This window comes from Planomonospora algeriensis, from assembly GCF_977012225.1.
Window position 1 is genome coordinate 1 of sequence record NZ_CDRNDK010000144.1, and the last position, 13,853, is coordinate 13,853.

Annotated in this window: 12 protein-coding genes; 5 read left to right on the forward strand and 7 right to left on the reverse strand. The window is 72.7% G+C overall.

What is annotated here, in order from left to right; all coding sequences use genetic code 11:
• Positions 1-114: 114 nt before the first annotated feature.
• Positions 115-849: a PIG-L deacetylase family protein gene (locus tag ACWJ6R_RS16780; RefSeq protein WP_449063110.1), complete on the reverse strand. Its 735-nt coding sequence runs from the start codon at positions 847-849 to the stop codon at positions 115-117.
• Positions 850-1,025: 176 nt separating this feature from the next.
• Here ACWJ6R_RS16780 and ACWJ6R_RS16785 point away from each other — a divergent pair, with 176 nt between their 5' ends.
• On the forward strand, positions 1,026-1,652 hold the full coding sequence (locus ACWJ6R_RS16785; protein ID WP_449063111.1) for a YigZ family protein: 627 nt from the start codon (positions 1,026-1,028) through the stop codon (positions 1,650-1,652).
• A gap of 380 nt (positions 1,653-2,032) precedes the next feature.
• On the forward strand, positions 2,033-2,623 hold the full coding sequence (locus tag ACWJ6R_RS16790) for a DedA family protein (RefSeq protein WP_449063112.1): 591 nt from the start codon (positions 2,033-2,035) through the stop codon (positions 2,621-2,623).
• An 89-nt stretch (positions 2,624-2,712) separates the two neighbouring features.
• Here ACWJ6R_RS16790 and ACWJ6R_RS16795 read toward each other — a convergent pair whose 3' ends face one another.
• Positions 2,713-3,942 (reverse strand): isochorismate synthase, encoded by a 1,230-nt coding sequence (locus ACWJ6R_RS16795; protein WP_449063113.1) that lies wholly within the window; start codon positions 3,940-3,942, stop codon positions 2,713-2,715.
• A gap of 187 nt (positions 3,943-4,129) precedes the next feature.
• Here ACWJ6R_RS16795 and ACWJ6R_RS16800 point away from each other — a divergent pair, with 187 nt between their 5' ends.
• A complete protein-coding gene (locus ACWJ6R_RS16800; RefSeq protein WP_449063114.1) occupies positions 4,130-4,999 on the forward strand; it encodes an SGNH/GDSL hydrolase family protein in 870 nt (289 codons plus the stop codon).
• A 58-nt stretch (positions 5,000-5,057) separates the two neighbouring features.
• Here the strand turns inward: ACWJ6R_RS16800 and ACWJ6R_RS16805 are convergent, their stop codons facing one another.
• Positions 5,058-5,855, reverse strand: a complete 798-nt coding sequence (locus ACWJ6R_RS16805) for an alpha/beta fold hydrolase (protein ID WP_449063115.1) — start codon at positions 5,853-5,855, stop codon at positions 5,058-5,060.
• Between the two features lie 84 nt (positions 5,856-5,939).
• On the opposite strand from ACWJ6R_RS16805, the gene ACWJ6R_RS16810 reads away from it, so the two are divergent.
• Complete coding sequence (locus ACWJ6R_RS16810) at positions 5,940-6,887, forward strand: helix-turn-helix transcriptional regulator (RefSeq protein WP_449063116.1); 948 nt, start codon at positions 5,940-5,942, stop codon at positions 6,885-6,887.
• Between the two features lie 72 nt (positions 6,888-6,959).
• On the opposite strand, the gene ACWJ6R_RS16815 is transcribed toward ACWJ6R_RS16810, so the two are convergent.
• Complete coding sequence (locus tag ACWJ6R_RS16815) at positions 6,960-10,109, reverse strand: S41 family peptidase (RefSeq protein WP_449063117.1); 3,150 nt, start codon at positions 10,107-10,109, stop codon at positions 6,960-6,962.
• A 169-nt stretch (positions 10,110-10,278) separates the two neighbouring features.
• Entirely contained in the window at positions 10,279-10,443 is a 165-nt protein-coding gene (locus ACWJ6R_RS16820; RefSeq protein ID WP_449063118.1) for a hypothetical protein, read from the reverse strand.
• 262 nt (positions 10,444-10,705) lie between these two features.
• Here ACWJ6R_RS16820 and ACWJ6R_RS16825 point away from each other — a divergent pair, with 262 nt between their 5' ends.
• Positions 10,706-10,990: a DUF3040 domain-containing protein gene (locus ACWJ6R_RS16825; protein ID WP_449063119.1), complete on the forward strand. Its 285-nt coding sequence runs from the start codon at positions 10,706-10,708 to the stop codon at positions 10,988-10,990.
• Between the two features lie 36 nt (positions 10,991-11,026).
• Here the strand turns inward: ACWJ6R_RS16825 and ACWJ6R_RS16830 are convergent, their stop codons facing one another.
• Positions 11,027-12,634: a penicillin-binding transpeptidase domain-containing protein gene (locus ACWJ6R_RS16830; protein WP_449063120.1), complete on the reverse strand. Its 1,608-nt coding sequence runs from the start codon at positions 12,632-12,634 to the stop codon at positions 11,027-11,029.
• Positions 12,635-12,739: 105 nt separating this feature from the next.
• Entirely contained in the window at positions 12,740-13,390 is a 651-nt protein-coding gene (locus tag ACWJ6R_RS16835) for a lysophospholipid acyltransferase family protein (protein WP_449063121.1), read from the reverse strand.
• Positions 13,391-13,853: the final 463 nt, after the last annotated feature.

A 13,853-nucleotide genomic window follows, 5' to 3' on the forward strand; every position in this document is an offset into this window, starting at 1 on the left:
GCCGCCGCCGGCCTGCGGACCGCGTGCCCGCGGCCTCCGCCGGCGCGGTCGTCTCCGCTCGCGCCGATCGGGCGGGGGAGGGGGCGGAGCCCGTGAATCCCGCCTGATCCGGGATCAGCGGGGGAACAGCTCGAAGCTCACGGCCGGCCGGCCGCCGAAGCGGGCCGAGGCCTCCGAGGTGGCCTGGCCGATGAGGGCCCGGCAGTACTCCTCCGGCTTCTGGTCGGTGAGCGCCTCGATGTAGGTGCGGTGCGCCAGCAGGGAGCGGACGGCGCGTTCCAGGTGGTCGCTCACGTCGACGGCGTGGGTCGGGTGGGGGGAGCCGTTCACGGCGACCCAGCGCACGCCGTTCCAGGGGGTGAAGCCCTCGTCGGCCAGTTCGGGGAAGATCCACCGGTTCCCCGCGTCGGCGGCGGCGTCCAGGACGGCCCGGCCCACGGCGCGGTGGTCGGGGGTGTTCCAGGAGGTGCGGCCGTCCCAGGTGTCGTGGTGGTTGATGGTGATCAGCACCTCCGGCCGGCGGCGCCGGATCTCCCGGGTCAGGTCGCGGCGCAGGGCGGGGCCGTACTCGATCACTCCGTCGCGGTGGTGGAGGAAGTCGACCGAGGTGACGCCGACCACCGCGGCGCCGGCCCGCTGCTCGCTCTCCCGCAGGGAGGCGGCCTGGCCGGGGGGCACGGTGTCGATGCCGGCCTCGCCCCTGGTGACCAGCAGGTAGAAGATCTCGCGGCCCTCGCCGGTCCAGCGGGAGATCGCCGCCGCGGAGCCGTACTCCAGGTCGTCGGGGTGGGCGACGATCGCCAGTGCCCGGGTCCAGTCGCCGGGCATCGCCTCGAACCGCTCGGTCATCAGGACCTCCAAGGGTTGATCTACATCGCAAAGGCGAAGGGTCGCTTCACTGAGGGCGATCCGATCTTGGCAAATCCCCTGCGCGGAGGGAAGGAGAAGCGCCCCTCGCCGCGGGCCGGAGAGCCGGCGGCTGAGAATCTACATCGTAAAGGAAAGGTGATGGATACCCTGACGAAGTGGCTGAGCCGTACCTGACGCTGGACGACCCCGTCGAGCACGAGATCGAGATCAAGCGGTCGCGGTTCATCTGCGCGATCGCCCCCGCCTCCTCGGAGGAGGAGGCGCGCGACTTCGTCGCCGGGCGCAGGGAGCTGTATCCCGACGCCACGCACAACTGCTCGGCCTACGTGATCGGCGACCGGCGGCTGCAGAAGGCCGACGACGACGGCGAACCCGGCGGGACGGCGGGCACGCCGATGCTGGAGACCCTGCTGCGCCGGGGGCTCGGTGACGTGGCGACGGTGGTCACCCGCTACTTCGGCGGGGTCAAGCTGGGTGCGGGCGGGCTGGTCCGCGCGTACGGCGGGGCGGTCGGCAGGACACTGGACCTGGTCGTGCCGGTGGAGATGGTGCCGGCCAGGGTCGTGACCGTGACCGTGGACCACGTCCGTGCCGGCCGGCTGGAGAACGACCTGCGGATCTCGCCGTACGAGGTGCGCGAGGTGGTCTACGGCGCGCGGGTCGGCCTGGAGGTGGCGGTGCGGGAGTCGGAGCTGGAGGTCTTCCCCGACTGGGTGGCCACGCTGACGGCGGGTCAGGCCGTCATCGAACCAGGGGAAACGGTGTATCTCCGGAGAGTCTGACCGGGCGTTTCTCCACGCCTCCGGCAGGGGAAACTGTGAGATAGGTCACATCCCTTCCGGCGGCGGCTCTGCCGCCGTTCACTCCGCCGGGTCGCCCTTCCTCTTCCGAGGCAGGGCCGGACTCGGCCGCCCTCCCCGCTCGCGCGGCTACTGCAAGGCTCTGACGTGCGAAGACGCTGAGATCCGGTGACCTCCTCCGGCGGACCGCCGGGCGGATGCCGCCGGATGGCCGGCTCTTGAGGTTTTCCACACCCCGCCGCTGAGGAGTCCGCCAGTCCACAATGGCGCTCAGCCCCATGCACGGCATATCCAGGGTTCCCTAGCCTTGTCCCATGAGTCCAACGACTGTCGACGGAATCGCCAAGTGGGCGACTGACCTTATGGCTGACCTGGGAGCACCCGGGGCGGGGATCGCGATCGCGCTGGAGAACCTCTTCCCGCCGCTGCCCAGTGAGGTGATTCTGCCGCTGGCGGGCTTCACCGCGGGTCAGGACAAGATGAGTCTGTTCGACGCCGTGCTCTGGACCACCCTGGGATCGGTGATCGGCGCGCTGGCGCTGTACGCGGTCGGCGCGCTGCTCGGCCGGGACCGGGTGATCTCCATCGCGTCCAAGCTGCCGCTGATCAGCATCTCCGACATCGAGAAGACCGAGGCCTGGTTCGCCAGGCACGGCAGGAAGACGGTCTTCTTCGGGCGCATGATCCCCATCTTCCGCAGCCTCATCTCGATCCCGGCGGGCGTCGAGCGCATGCCGGTCTCGATCTTCACCCTGCTCACGCTGATGGGCAGCCTCATCTGGAATACCGCGTTCATCATGGCGGGCTACCTCCTCGGGGACAACTACGAGCTGGTCGAGCAGTACATGGGGATCGTCTCCAAGGCCGTGCTGGGCGTCGTCCTGCTGGCCATCGTGATCTTCATCACGGTCCGGCTGAAGGACCGGCGCAAGGGCAAGCACCACGCCGGATGACGGCGGGACGGTCCGGCCGCCGGCCGGATCGCGCCGGGCGCGCCCCCGGCCTGCGACCGGACCGGTCTCCGTGACCGCCGGGCGCCCGCTCAGCCCTCCAGGGCGTACTGCATGACGCGGAACTTGGCCTGGGCCTCGGCGAGCTCGGCGGCCGGATCCGAGTCGCCCATGATGCCGCAGCCGGCGAAGAGCCGGGCGCGGTCGCCGTCGACCTGGGCGCAGCGCAGGGCGATGCCCCACTCGCCGTCGCCGCGGGCGTCGATCCAGCCCACCGGACCGGCGTAGCCGGCGCGGTCCATGCCTTCCAGTTCGCGGATGACCTGCAGGGCGGTCCGGGTGGGGGTGCCGCCGACGGCCGCGGTCGGGTGCAGGGCGGCGACCACGTCCAGGACCGAGAGCCCGGCCGACAGCCGGCCGGTCACCGGGCTGGCGAGGTGCTGGACGTTGGGCAGCACGAGCAGCTCGGGCTCTTCGGGGATCTTCAGCTCGGCGCAGAGCGGGATGAGGGTCCGGCGGACGGAGTCGATCGCGCAGGCGTGCTCCCGGCGGTCCTTGGCGGAGGCGAACAGGGCCTCCCCGCGGGCCGCGTCGTCGGCCGGGCCGGTGCCGCGGGGGGCGGTGCCGGCCAGGACGAGGGACTCGACGGTCTCGCCGGTGCGGCGGACCAGCAGCTCGGGGGTGGCGCCGACCAGTCCGGAGCAGGCGAAGGTGTAGCACTCGGGGAAGCGCCCGGCCAGGCGGGACAGGAGCAGCCGTACGTCGATGGGGTGTTCGGCGACGGCGGTCAGGTCGCGGGCGAGCACGGCCTTCTCCAGGACGCCGGAGCGGATCCGGTGGGCGGCCCGCGCGACGGCGTGCTCCCATTCGGGAGCGGTGAGGCTGCCGTCGCCGTAGCGGATCCGGCCGGGGTCGCGGGGAGCGGTGATCTCGTCGAGGCGGCCCTCGCCGACGGTGGTGAGCCAGGCCAGGCCGTCGCGGCGGGCGAGGATCGTCCGGGGGACGACGAGGACGGAGCCGGGGGAGGCGGGGTCGAAGGCGAAGGAGCCGAAGGCGACGGGACCGGAACCGGGGACGCGCGCCTCGTCGTCGACGTGGGCTCCGGCGAAGACGGCCGAGAGCCAGTCGCGGGCCCAGTCGAAGCGTCCGGGGCCGGGGGGCACGCTCACCCGCGCGGCCTCTCCCCAGGCGACCAGGCCCTCGCCGTGCCGGACCCAGGCATAGGGGGCGGCGGCGGGAAGCCGCGTGAGCAGGTCGCCGGGGTCGGCGACGAGGGTGGTCCTCACCACGAGAGGACGGGGTGATCCGAGCGCGGCTCTCACTCCTGACACTCTATGCGGAAACTGAACGTGTTCGACGGCGACCCCCTGGGATGGCACGGCCTCCGGAGTCCGTCAAGGGAACCAAGCGAGTCGGTCAACCGGGAGCGCTGTCGCGGCCTGCGGTGATACATCCGGGAGCAGATGCGATCCGCCCTCCGGAGGTGCCATGGCGCGCAGGACTGTGACCGTGTTCACAGCGACACTGACCGCGGCGGCGGTCCTGGCGGCCGGATGGGCGACTCCGGCGGGGGCCGCGAGGACCGCGGGGGCGGCCGTGCCGTGGCGGCCCGTGGTCATGGCCGCGCTGGGCGACTCCATCAGCGCCGGGTTCAACGTCTGCGGCTGGTACGTCTCGTGCACCTCGCGCTCGTGGGCGGCGGGGGACCACGCCGAGGTGCACAGTCACTACCTGCGGCTGCTCGCCCGCGACGAGGCCGTCGAGGGGCACAACGTCAACCTCGCAGCCCCCGGCGCGACCAGCGCCGACCTGTCCGGGCAGATGGCGCGGGCGGTCGCCCGGCGGGCCGACTACGTGACGGTCCTGATCGGGGCTCAGGACGCCTGCGTGCCGGAGGAGCGGAGGATGACGCCGGTCGCGGTCTACCGTGCCAGGGTGGCCGCCGCACTGCGGCTGCTCAAGGAGCGGCGGCCGGGGGCGCGGGTGTTCCTGGCCAGCATCCCCGATCTGAAGCGGCTGTGGCGGGTGGGCAAGGACAACGTGGCGGCCCGCGGTTTCTGGACGGTCGGCCGGATCTGCCCCACGATGCTGGCGCGGCCGGTCTCCACCGCCCCGGCGGACCGGGCGCGCCGCGACCGGGTGCGGGCGCGGGTCGCGGCCTACAACAGGGCGCTGGCGGGGGTCTGCGCGGAGTACGGCCGGGCGTGCCGGTTCGACGGCGGGGCGGTGTTCCGCTACCCCTTCACGCTGGACCACGTCAGCGGGTGGGACTTCTTCCATCCCAACGCCGCGGGGCAGCGGCTGATCGCCAAGACGACCTTCGCGGCGGCCCGCGGCTGGATCGACGAGCCCGTCCGGGGGCCGGCCGGGGAGCGCTAACGCCCCCCGGCCTCGGTCTCCTCCGCCCGGTCCGCGGCCATGGCGGCCGCGGACCGGTTCACCCCTCCAGGCCCGCGAGCACCAGAGCGGTCCGCTCGGGCTCGGAGAACATCGGCCAGTGGCCGGTGGGGAGTTCGGCGAAGCTCCACTCGGGCCCGGCCAGCGCCGCGAAGAACGGGTGTCCGGAAGCGATCATCGCGTGGACCTGCTCCAGCGGGAACGAGCACGTGACGAGCGTCTTGGGCAGCCGCTCCGCCGCGCCGGTGAGCGTCAGCGGGGCGGTCATGGAGCCGTACGGCTGCGGTGTCGCGCGGGAGGCGAACCAGGTGCGCTCGGCCTCGCCGAGGCCCTCCAGGCTGGCGCCGGCCTTCTCCTGCTCCTCCCAGGACGGCAGCGGATAGGCGGTGCCGCCCTGCTCGGCGACCCGCTGCTCGATGGAGGCCCGCTCCGGGGGCTCGTTCATGTCCATCCAGGCCATGCCGTCGGCCAGGGGCCCGCTGTCGAGGTAGACCACGCGGGCGATGCGCTCGGGGATCCGGTCGGCCGCTCCGGTGACGGGCCCGCCGCCGCCGCTGTGCGCCACGAGGACCACATCGTGCAGGTCGGCGTAGACGATCGTGTTGACGATGTCCTGGACGTGGGTCTCCAGGTCCGTCTCCGGGGTGGCCAGGTGGACCCGGTCGCCGAGGCCGGTGAGGGTGACGGGATGGACGTCGTGGCCTTCGGCGCGGAGTCGGTCGGTGACCTTCTCCCAGGCCCAGCCGCCGAGCCAGAAGCCGGGGACCAGGACGTAGGTCCGCCGGGCCGGGGTCTCGGCGGGGGTGGGGGCGGGGGTGCCGGCGGTCGGCTGGCTCATGGGTCTTGGTCCTTCCGTCGTCGTGTGTTCTCACCCTAGGATGGAATCCGGGCAGTTTCGGTCCTGATTTCCGAGGTGTTTTCCATGACGGCCGCGCGGGTGCTGGCGCTGCTCGAACTGCTGCAGGCCGCCCCCGGCCTGACCGGGCCGGAGCTGGCCGCCCGGCTGGAGGTCGACGAGCGCACCGTGCGCCGCTACGCGGTCCGGCTGGGCGAGCTCGGCGTGCCGGTGGAGGCCGAGCGGGGGCGTTACGGCGGTTACCGGTTGCTGCCGGGCTACAAGCTGCCGCCGCTGATGCTCACCGATGACGAGGCGACGGCGGTGGTGCTGGGACTGGTGGCCGGGCGACGGACCGGCCTGGCGGTGGGGGAGGCGGCGACCGAGAGCGCGCTGGCCAAGATCCAGCGGGTGCTGCCACGGGCGCTGCGCGACCGCGTCGACGCGGTCGCGCAGACCCTCGACCACACCCGCGCCCCGGCGGCCACACCCGTCCCGAAGGCCGGGCCGCTGCTGGTGCTGGCCGACGCCGTCCGGCACGGGCGCACGGTACGGCTGGTCTACCGGTCGTGGAAGGGGGAGCCGTCGGAGCGCGAGCTGGATCCGTACGGCATCGTCTTCCACTCCGGGCGGTGGTACGTCGCGGGGTTCGACCACCGCAGCGGCGAGGTCCGCACCTTCCGGATGGACCGGGTGGCGGACGCCGGGCGCACCGATCGGAGATTCGAGGTCCCGGAGGGTTTCGACGCGGCAGGGCACGTGACGGGATCGCTGGCGGCGGTGCCGTACCGGTACGAGGTGCGGGTGCTGCTGGCCGCGACGCCGGAGGAGGCGCGTCGGCGGGTGCCGGCGTCGGCCGCGACGCTGGAGGAGGCGCCCGGGGGTGTGCTGCTGACGACGCGGGCCGAGCGGCTGGACGGGATGGCGCAGATGCTGGCCGGGCTCGGCTGGCCGTTCACGGTGCTCGAACCGGAGGCGCTGCGCGGGGAGGTGCGGGCGCTGGCCGCGCGGCTGGCGGAGTGGGCCGCGCCTTGACCCGCGGCGGTGACATGCGGCGGTGACCCGCGGCCGGCGGCGTTCTCGGGTGAGTGCGGCGGCCCTGAGGGGTCAGCGCGGGGGGAGCGGGGGGATGGAGAGCCGGGGCCGGTCGGCGGGGTTGGGCGTGTGCGGCGGGTGGACGGCCAGCCGCTCCAGCGCTACCCGGATCGCGGTGTCCAGCTGGGCGTCGATCCCCGCGGCGTAGTCCTGCGGGGTGATGTCCACCTCGAGGTCGGGGTCGGTGCCGTAGTTCTCCACCCGCCAGCCGACGTCGTCGAAGGCGAAGGAGAACTCCGGCTGGGTGGTGACGGTCCCGTCGGCCAGCTGGTGGCGGGGCCAGATGCCGATCACCCCGCCCCAGGTGCGCTTGCCGATCAGCGGGCCCAGGCCCAGCAGTTTGAAGGTGTGGCTGAAGATGTCGCCGTCGGAGCCCGCCCACTCGTTGGTGATCGCCACCATGGGCCCGCGGGGCGACTCCTCGGGGTAGGGCTCGGGCACGCCCCAGCGGGGGTGGTTGTAGCCCAGGCGGCGCCGGGAGAGCTTCTCCAGCAGCAGGGAGGAGACGTGGCCGCCGCCGTTGAAGCGGACGTCGACGATCAGGCCCTCCCGGTCGTACTCGGCCAGGAAGCCGCGGTGGAACTCGGCGTAGCCGTCCGGGCCCATGTCGGGGATGTGCAGGTAGCCGATCCGGCCGCCGGTGCGCTCGTGGCAGCGGGCGCGGTTGTCGCGGACCCAGTCGCGGTAGCGGCCCGGCTGCTCGTCGGCGATGGCCCGCACGGTGACGGTCCGTCTCTCCTCGCCGCGGGCGATGGTGAGCTGGACCTCCTCGTCGGCCTGGTTGACCAGGTGCTCGGCGGGGCCGGTGGCGGCGTTGACGCTCTGGCCGTTGACGGCCAGGATCGCGTCACCGGGCCGTACGTCGACGCCGAGGCGGTTGAACGGGGAGGTGGCCTCGGGGTTCCAGCGGTCGCCGTCGACGATCCGGGTGATGCGGTGCAGGCCGTCGGTGAAGGACAGGTCGACGCCGAGCTTGCCCTGGCGGTAGTGCGGGCGGGCGCGGTAGGCGCCGCCGCTCTCGTAGGCGTGGGAGGTGCCGAGCTCGCCGAGCAGTTCCCACAGCAGGTCGGAGAACTCCCCGCGGGTGGTGACCCGGTCCACCAGCGGCAGGTAGCGGCGGTAGACGCCCTCCCAGTCGATGCCGGCCATGTCCTCGGCCCAGAAGTGCTCGCGCTGCAGGCGCCAGGCCTCGCGGAACATCTGCCGCCATTCGGCTTCGGGGCAGACGGAGACCTTGACGCGGGACAGGTCGATCCAGCCGCTCTCGCGGCCGGGGCTCTCGTCGTCCTCGGGGGCCTCGCCGGCCTTGACGACGCGCAGCCGTGACCCGGAGCGGTAGAGCAAGGTGGCGCCGTCGCGGCCGAGCTGGAACTCCGACACGTCCGTGACCAGGGTCTCGTGCTTCTGCTTGGCGAAGTCGTAGGCGCACAGGGTGCCGTCGGAGAAGGCGGCGTGCTCGTCGCCGAGGGCGCCCTCGACGGGGTAGGTGAGGTAGACGGCCTTGCCTTTGATCGCGGCGACGGACTCGTAGCGGCATTCGGGGACGGGGAAGGCGACGATGCGGTTCGCCAGGCCGTCGGTGTCGACGACGAATTCGATCTCCTCGTCGTCCTCGTCCTCGTCGGCGCCGGACAGGGGCCGGGGCTCGGGGACGAAGGGGGAGCCGGTGCCGGCGCGCAGGGCCAGGGCGTACAGGCGGGAGCCGAGGGGGAAGCCCAGGTCGAAGCCGAGCTCGTCGTAGACGGGGTTGAAGACGCGCTGGCCGACGAAGTAGAGGTAGCGGCCGGCGGGGTCGAAGGCGGGGGAGGAGTCCCACAGCACGGGGCGGGTGGCGGGGAAGGTCTCGCCGGTGGCGGCCCGGCACAGTCTGATCGCCATGGTCTGGGCGGTGTCGCGGAAGGCGTAGGCGAGCCAGCGGCCGTCGGGGGACCAGGCGGGGTCCTCGACTGCGCCGAACCGGCTGGAGTCGATCACGGTGGCCTGGGCGGAGCCGGCGGCCAGGTCGACGAGGAGCAGTTCGTTGCGGTGGTTGGTGACGGCGACGGTGTCGGCCTTGGGGGAGACCTGCAGCGCGGTGATCCGGCCGGTGTCGAGGTGGTCGAGCCGCAGGGGTTCGGCGGTGCCGTCGGCGGTCAGGACGGTCAGGGTCTCGCGGTCGCGGTCGTCGCTGGCGGCGGTGATCAGCCGCAGGCCGTCGTTGAGCCAGGTCAGCAGCCGGTAGCGGACGCCGTAGGGGGCGCCGTGCTGGCGGACGGGGCCTTCCCAGGCGGCGAAGGAGAACGCCTTGCCGCGGGTGGTGATGGCCAGGCCGCTGCCGTCGGGGCTGAGGGTGGCGCTGTCGAGGAAGCTCTGGGCGGGGACGAAGCGCCGGTTGCGCTGGGTGCGGGAGCTGCGCAGGCTGACCTCGACGCGGCGGGACTCCCCGTCGTCCAGCAGGTAGAGCTCGCCGCCGGCGTGGTAGACGAGCCGGCGTCCGTCGCCGGACAGGTTGCGGGCGTAGTAGTCGGTGTGGTCGGTGTGCCGGCGCAGGTCGGTGCCGTCGGCGGTGCAGGAGTAGACGTTGCCGACGCCCTCGTGGTCGGAGATGAAGTAGACCCGTTCCGCGGCCCAGCAGGGGGAGGCGAGGTTGCCCGGCAGGGTGATGAGCCGCCGGAAGGTGCCGTCGCCGATCCACAGGTCGCCGACGGTGCCGCCGCGGTAGCGCTTCCAGCGGGCGGGGTCGGCGGTGTTGCGGCCGATCACGATGTGCGGGCCGTAGGAGATGGAGTTGGCCGGCCCGTACGGCAGGCGTTCGGGGACGCTGTGCGGCAGGACGCGGTGCAGCCATTTCTGGCCGTGGAAGGGCTGGCCGGTGTCGCTGGCGTACAGGATCGCTCCGTCGGGGTCCCAGCCGGTGACGGTGGAGCGGGTGCCGTGGTAGGTGACGCGCCGGGCGGAGCCGCCGTCGGCGGGCATCACGTAGACCTCTTCGGGGCCCTCCTCGCGGCCGGCGAAGGCGATGCGGTCGCCGCCGGGGGAGAAGCGCGGGTAGCCGGCTTCGGCGACTCCGGCGGTGAGGCGGAAGGCGCGGCCGCCCGCGGCGGGCACCATCCAGAGATCGTCCTCGGCGGCGAACACGACGACGTCGCCGAAGACCGTCGGGAACCGCAGGTAGGCGGACATGGTGGCTCGCTCCGTGGTAAGGCGGTTGGAAAACGTCTCCCGGTGCGGCCCGGGCGTCTCCCGGCCGCCCGGTTCCCATGTCCGGGGCGGAGGGGACGTTCCGGGTGCTTCCGGGCGTCACGCGGCGTGACGTCGGGATGTCCCGGAATCGTCCCCTGACGGTGCGGGGCTATTCGGCGCCCTCGGGGCGTTTGGCCTGCCGCTTGGCCTGCTTCGCCTCGCGTGTGGCCTTGATCGCGGCCTTCTTCTGCTTGCCCGAGGCCTTGCTGGGCTTCTTCTTCTCGGTCATCTTCCCCCCTGATTTCTGTACGGCGATGCATCCGATTGAGAGCATCAAGCCTGTTCGTACCCTTTCTGGAGGTTGGCCATCCATCGGGGGTGGAGTGACGGATGGTGTCTCCGGATTCGTCCTCCCGATGCGCCCGGAGGGTTGCGGAGGTCTCCGGAGTGGAGGGCCGGTGCGCCTTGCGGGAGCGGCCCGCGCCTCTTGCGGCGAGCAGGCAAAGAAGAGGTAAATCGCAGCCCTCGGAACGGATAACGATCTTCATGATTGGGCAGAACGTCGGCACACGCCTTGCATTCCGGGGAGGTGCGGCATGGCCTGGTCGAAAGACGAGGAGCGAATGCTGCTGCAGATCGAGCGTCACCTCGTCGACGAGGACCCGCGGCTGGCCGCGCGGCTGGAGTCGTTCAACGAGCGCGTCCAGCGCAGAGAAGGAGGCCGCCGCCGGGGCGATCCCGGGGGCGGGGCGGGGCGGTTGCGCCGGCGCCCGCGCCGTTCGACGGTCATCATCATGGTCAGCTGGCTGCTGATCGCGACTCTGATCGCAACGCTGCTGATCATGGTCCTGCGGCACGACGCCGCCGCGCTCCCCCTCTGAGCGGGAGCGCGCGGGGCGGCCGGCGCGGGGAGCGGGTCAGCCCAGGGCGCGCAGGAACGCCGCGGCCACCGGGGCCGCGTCCGTGCCGCCGCCCGCGCCCTCCTCGACGATCACGGCGAAGGCCAGGTCGCCCTTGAAGCCGATGAACCAGGCGTGGGTCTTCAGGTCGTCCTGAGGACCGTACTCCGCGGTGCCGGTCTTGCCGCGGGTGCCCGCGGGAAGACCCGCGCCCTCGGCGGTGCCCTTGGTGACCACGGCGGACATCATCCGGTGCATCGGGCCGACGACGCCTTCGGGCAGGGCCCGCGGCTCGAGCTTCTGCCCGGCCGCCGGCACGAGGGTCGGCGGGCGCCAGGTGCCGTCGGCGAGCGCGGCGGCGACCGAGGCCATCATCAGCGGGCTGGCGGTGATGCGTCCCTGGCCGAAGGACTCGGCGGCCAGTTCGGCGTCGCTCTCCGCCCGGGGGATCTTGCCGCCGTGCACCTCGGCGCCGCCGATGTCGAGCTGCTGGTTGAAGCCGAACAGCTCGGCGGTCCGCACCATCTCGTCGGCGCCCAGCCGCTCCTTGGCCAGGGGGGCGAAGGTGGTGTTGCAGGAGTGGGCGAAGGAGTCGGAGAAGGTCACCGAGCCGTAGGCGGCGTGGTGGGAGTTGCGGATGGGCAGCCCGCCGACGTTGACGTCCTTGGGGCAGGTGACCTTCTCACCGGGGCCCACGCCGGCTTCGAGGAGCCCGACGGCGGTGACCGCCTTGAAGGTGGAGCCGGGCGGGTAGGCGCCGTTCAGGGCGCGGTTGAAGCCGCCCTTGTTGTTGACGACGGCGAGGATCTCGCCGGTCGAGGGCTTGATCGCGACCATCGAGGCGGTCTTGTCGAGGTCGCGCACGGCCCCGGCCGCGGCGTCCTGGACCCGCAGGTCCAGACTGGTCTCCAGGGGCTCGCCCTTCTCGCCCTCGATGGTGCCGACGGTCTTGGCGGTCGCGGCCGCGCCGCCGGCGCCGACGATCTGGATCTCGGTGCCGGGGGTGCCGGCCAGGCGCTGCTGGAACCTCTCCTGCAGGCCGCCCCGCCCGACGGCCTGGCCGGGCTTGTAGGGGGAGCCGAGCTTCTTGACGTCCTTGTCGGTGGCCTTGTCGAGGAAGCCGACGAGCTGCTGGACCGAGCCGCCCACACCGCCGCCGTCGATGCGCTCGCCGCCGGCGGCGGTGATGGCCGCCCGCTGGGGCCAGTTGGTCTTCAGCGCGAAGGAGGATCCGGCGGTGAGGCCGGGGTGGACCGCGGAAGGCGACCAGTCGACCTTCCAGTGCCGGTCGACGACCGCCAGGTCGATGGTCCCGGCGTAGCTCCACTCGCCGACGTTCTTCAGCCGGAGGGTGGCGGTGTAGGCGGCCTGGGCGGTGTCGTCGCCGGTCTCGCGGACCCCGTCGAGCCGGATCGCGGTGCTCTCCACCGCCCAGCCCCTGCGCATGTCGTCGTAGGCGCGGGCGAAGGCGGGGTCGGCGGCGCCCAGCTCGGCGCGCATGGCGGCCTGGTCGCCCCGTTGCCAGGCCTGGGTGAAGCGCTGCGCGGTCTCCTGCGGGGTGCCGCGCGTGTGGAGGTACCACCAGGCGCCGCCGCCGGCGGCGCCCGCCACCAGCACGGTGGTCACCGTTGCGATCGCTATCGTCCTGCCGCGCGGCATCTGGCCACCCCCGTTCGCCGAAGCTCAGCGCACCACCCTAGCGTGGCCAATCCGACATATGCCGAAATATGATCAACTGTCCTGGGTACGGCGGGGGGCGTAGGCGGCCACGTACTCCTGCCCGGAGAGGCGCTGGATCTCCGCCATGATCTCGTCGGTCACCTTGCGGCGGTCGCGCGCGCTGGACTCCGAGCCGGTGAACGTCATCGGCTCGCCGATCCGCACCCCGACCCGGCCCAGCCGGGGGACCGACGCGCCGATCGGCAGCACCCCGTCGGTGCCGGACATGGCCACCGGGAGCACCGGCGCCCCCGTGGCCAGGGCCAGCCAGGCGACGCCGACCTTGCCGCGGTAGAGGCGGCCGTCGGGGGAGCGGGTGCCCTCGGGGTAGATGCCGAACAGGCCGCCGTCCTTGAGCACCCGGGCCGCGGCGTCGAGCATGTCCTGGGCGGCGGTGGGGCTCTGCCGGTCGATGGCGATCTGGCCGGTGGCCCGCATCCACGCGGCGGTGACGGGGTTGCCGGTGAAGTACTCCTGCTTGGCGACGAAACGCACCTGACGGGGGACCACCAGCGGAAGGAAGGTCGAGTCGAGGACCGACAGGTGGTTGGAGGCCAGGATGGCCGGGCCGGCGGCCGGCACGTGCTCCACCCCGATGGCCGTGGTCGGCCAGAGCAGGTGCAGGAAGGGAGAGCTGACGGTCTTGGCCAGGCGGTAGAGCACGGACTCTCCTCACGGTACGGAAGAACACCACAGTAGGCGGTGGCCCGGCGACCGGCGGGTGTGGACATCCTCACAAGCCAAGCTTTGATGTTTGTAGCCCTGGTCCAAAGCCGGGAGCCCGGAAGGGCGCGGAGCGGGCGCCTGGGGCAAAGGAAACGCCCCGCGGGCGCCGGAGCGCCCGCGGGGCGGGACGTTTAGTGCCGATGTGGCGGTCGCCTCCTCGGCGAGAGGCACAACACGGCTCCAGCCGAACGGTATTCCGTGAAGGCGGTAATTTGCGGCCCGGGGGACACAAACCACATCGGCACGATGACTCTAACGGACGCGGGGGGGTGGTTATTCCACTTCCGGGTTACCGGTGAGCCGGATGTGGCCGCCCGCGCCGGTCCGGGCGGGATTCAGGCGGGGGAGGGCGCGGCGGGCAGGCGGACGGTGAAGACGGTGCCGCCGCCCTGGCGCGGGG

Excerpts from the sequence above, each read along its gene's own strand:
- ACWJ6R_RS16810 (WP_449063116.1), top strand. The coding sequence starts at position 5,940 with ATGACGGCCGCGCGGGTGCTGGCGCTGCTCGAACTGCTGCAGGCCGCC.
- ACWJ6R_RS16815 (WP_449063117.1), bottom strand. The coding sequence starts at position 10,109 with ATGTCCGCCTACCTGCGGTTCCCGACGGTCTTCGGCGACGTCGTCGTG.
- ACWJ6R_RS16805 (WP_449063115.1), bottom strand. The coding sequence starts at position 5,855 with ATGAGCCAGCCGACCGCCGGCACCCCCGCCCCCACCCCCGCCGAGACC.
- ACWJ6R_RS16780 (WP_449063110.1), bottom strand. The coding sequence starts at position 849 with ATGACCGAGCGGTTCGAGGCGATGCCCGGCGACTGGACCCGGGCACTG.
- ACWJ6R_RS16825 (WP_449063119.1), top strand. The coding sequence starts at position 10,706 with ATGGCCTGGTCGAAAGACGAGGAGCGAATGCTGCTGCAGATCGAGCGT.
- ACWJ6R_RS16790 (WP_449063112.1), top strand. The coding sequence starts at position 2,033 with ATGGCTGACCTGGGAGCACCCGGGGCGGGGATCGCGATCGCGCTGGAG.
- ACWJ6R_RS16820 (WP_449063118.1), bottom strand. The coding sequence starts at position 10,443 with ATGCTCTCAATCGGATGCATCGCCGTACAGAAATCAGGGGGGAAGATG.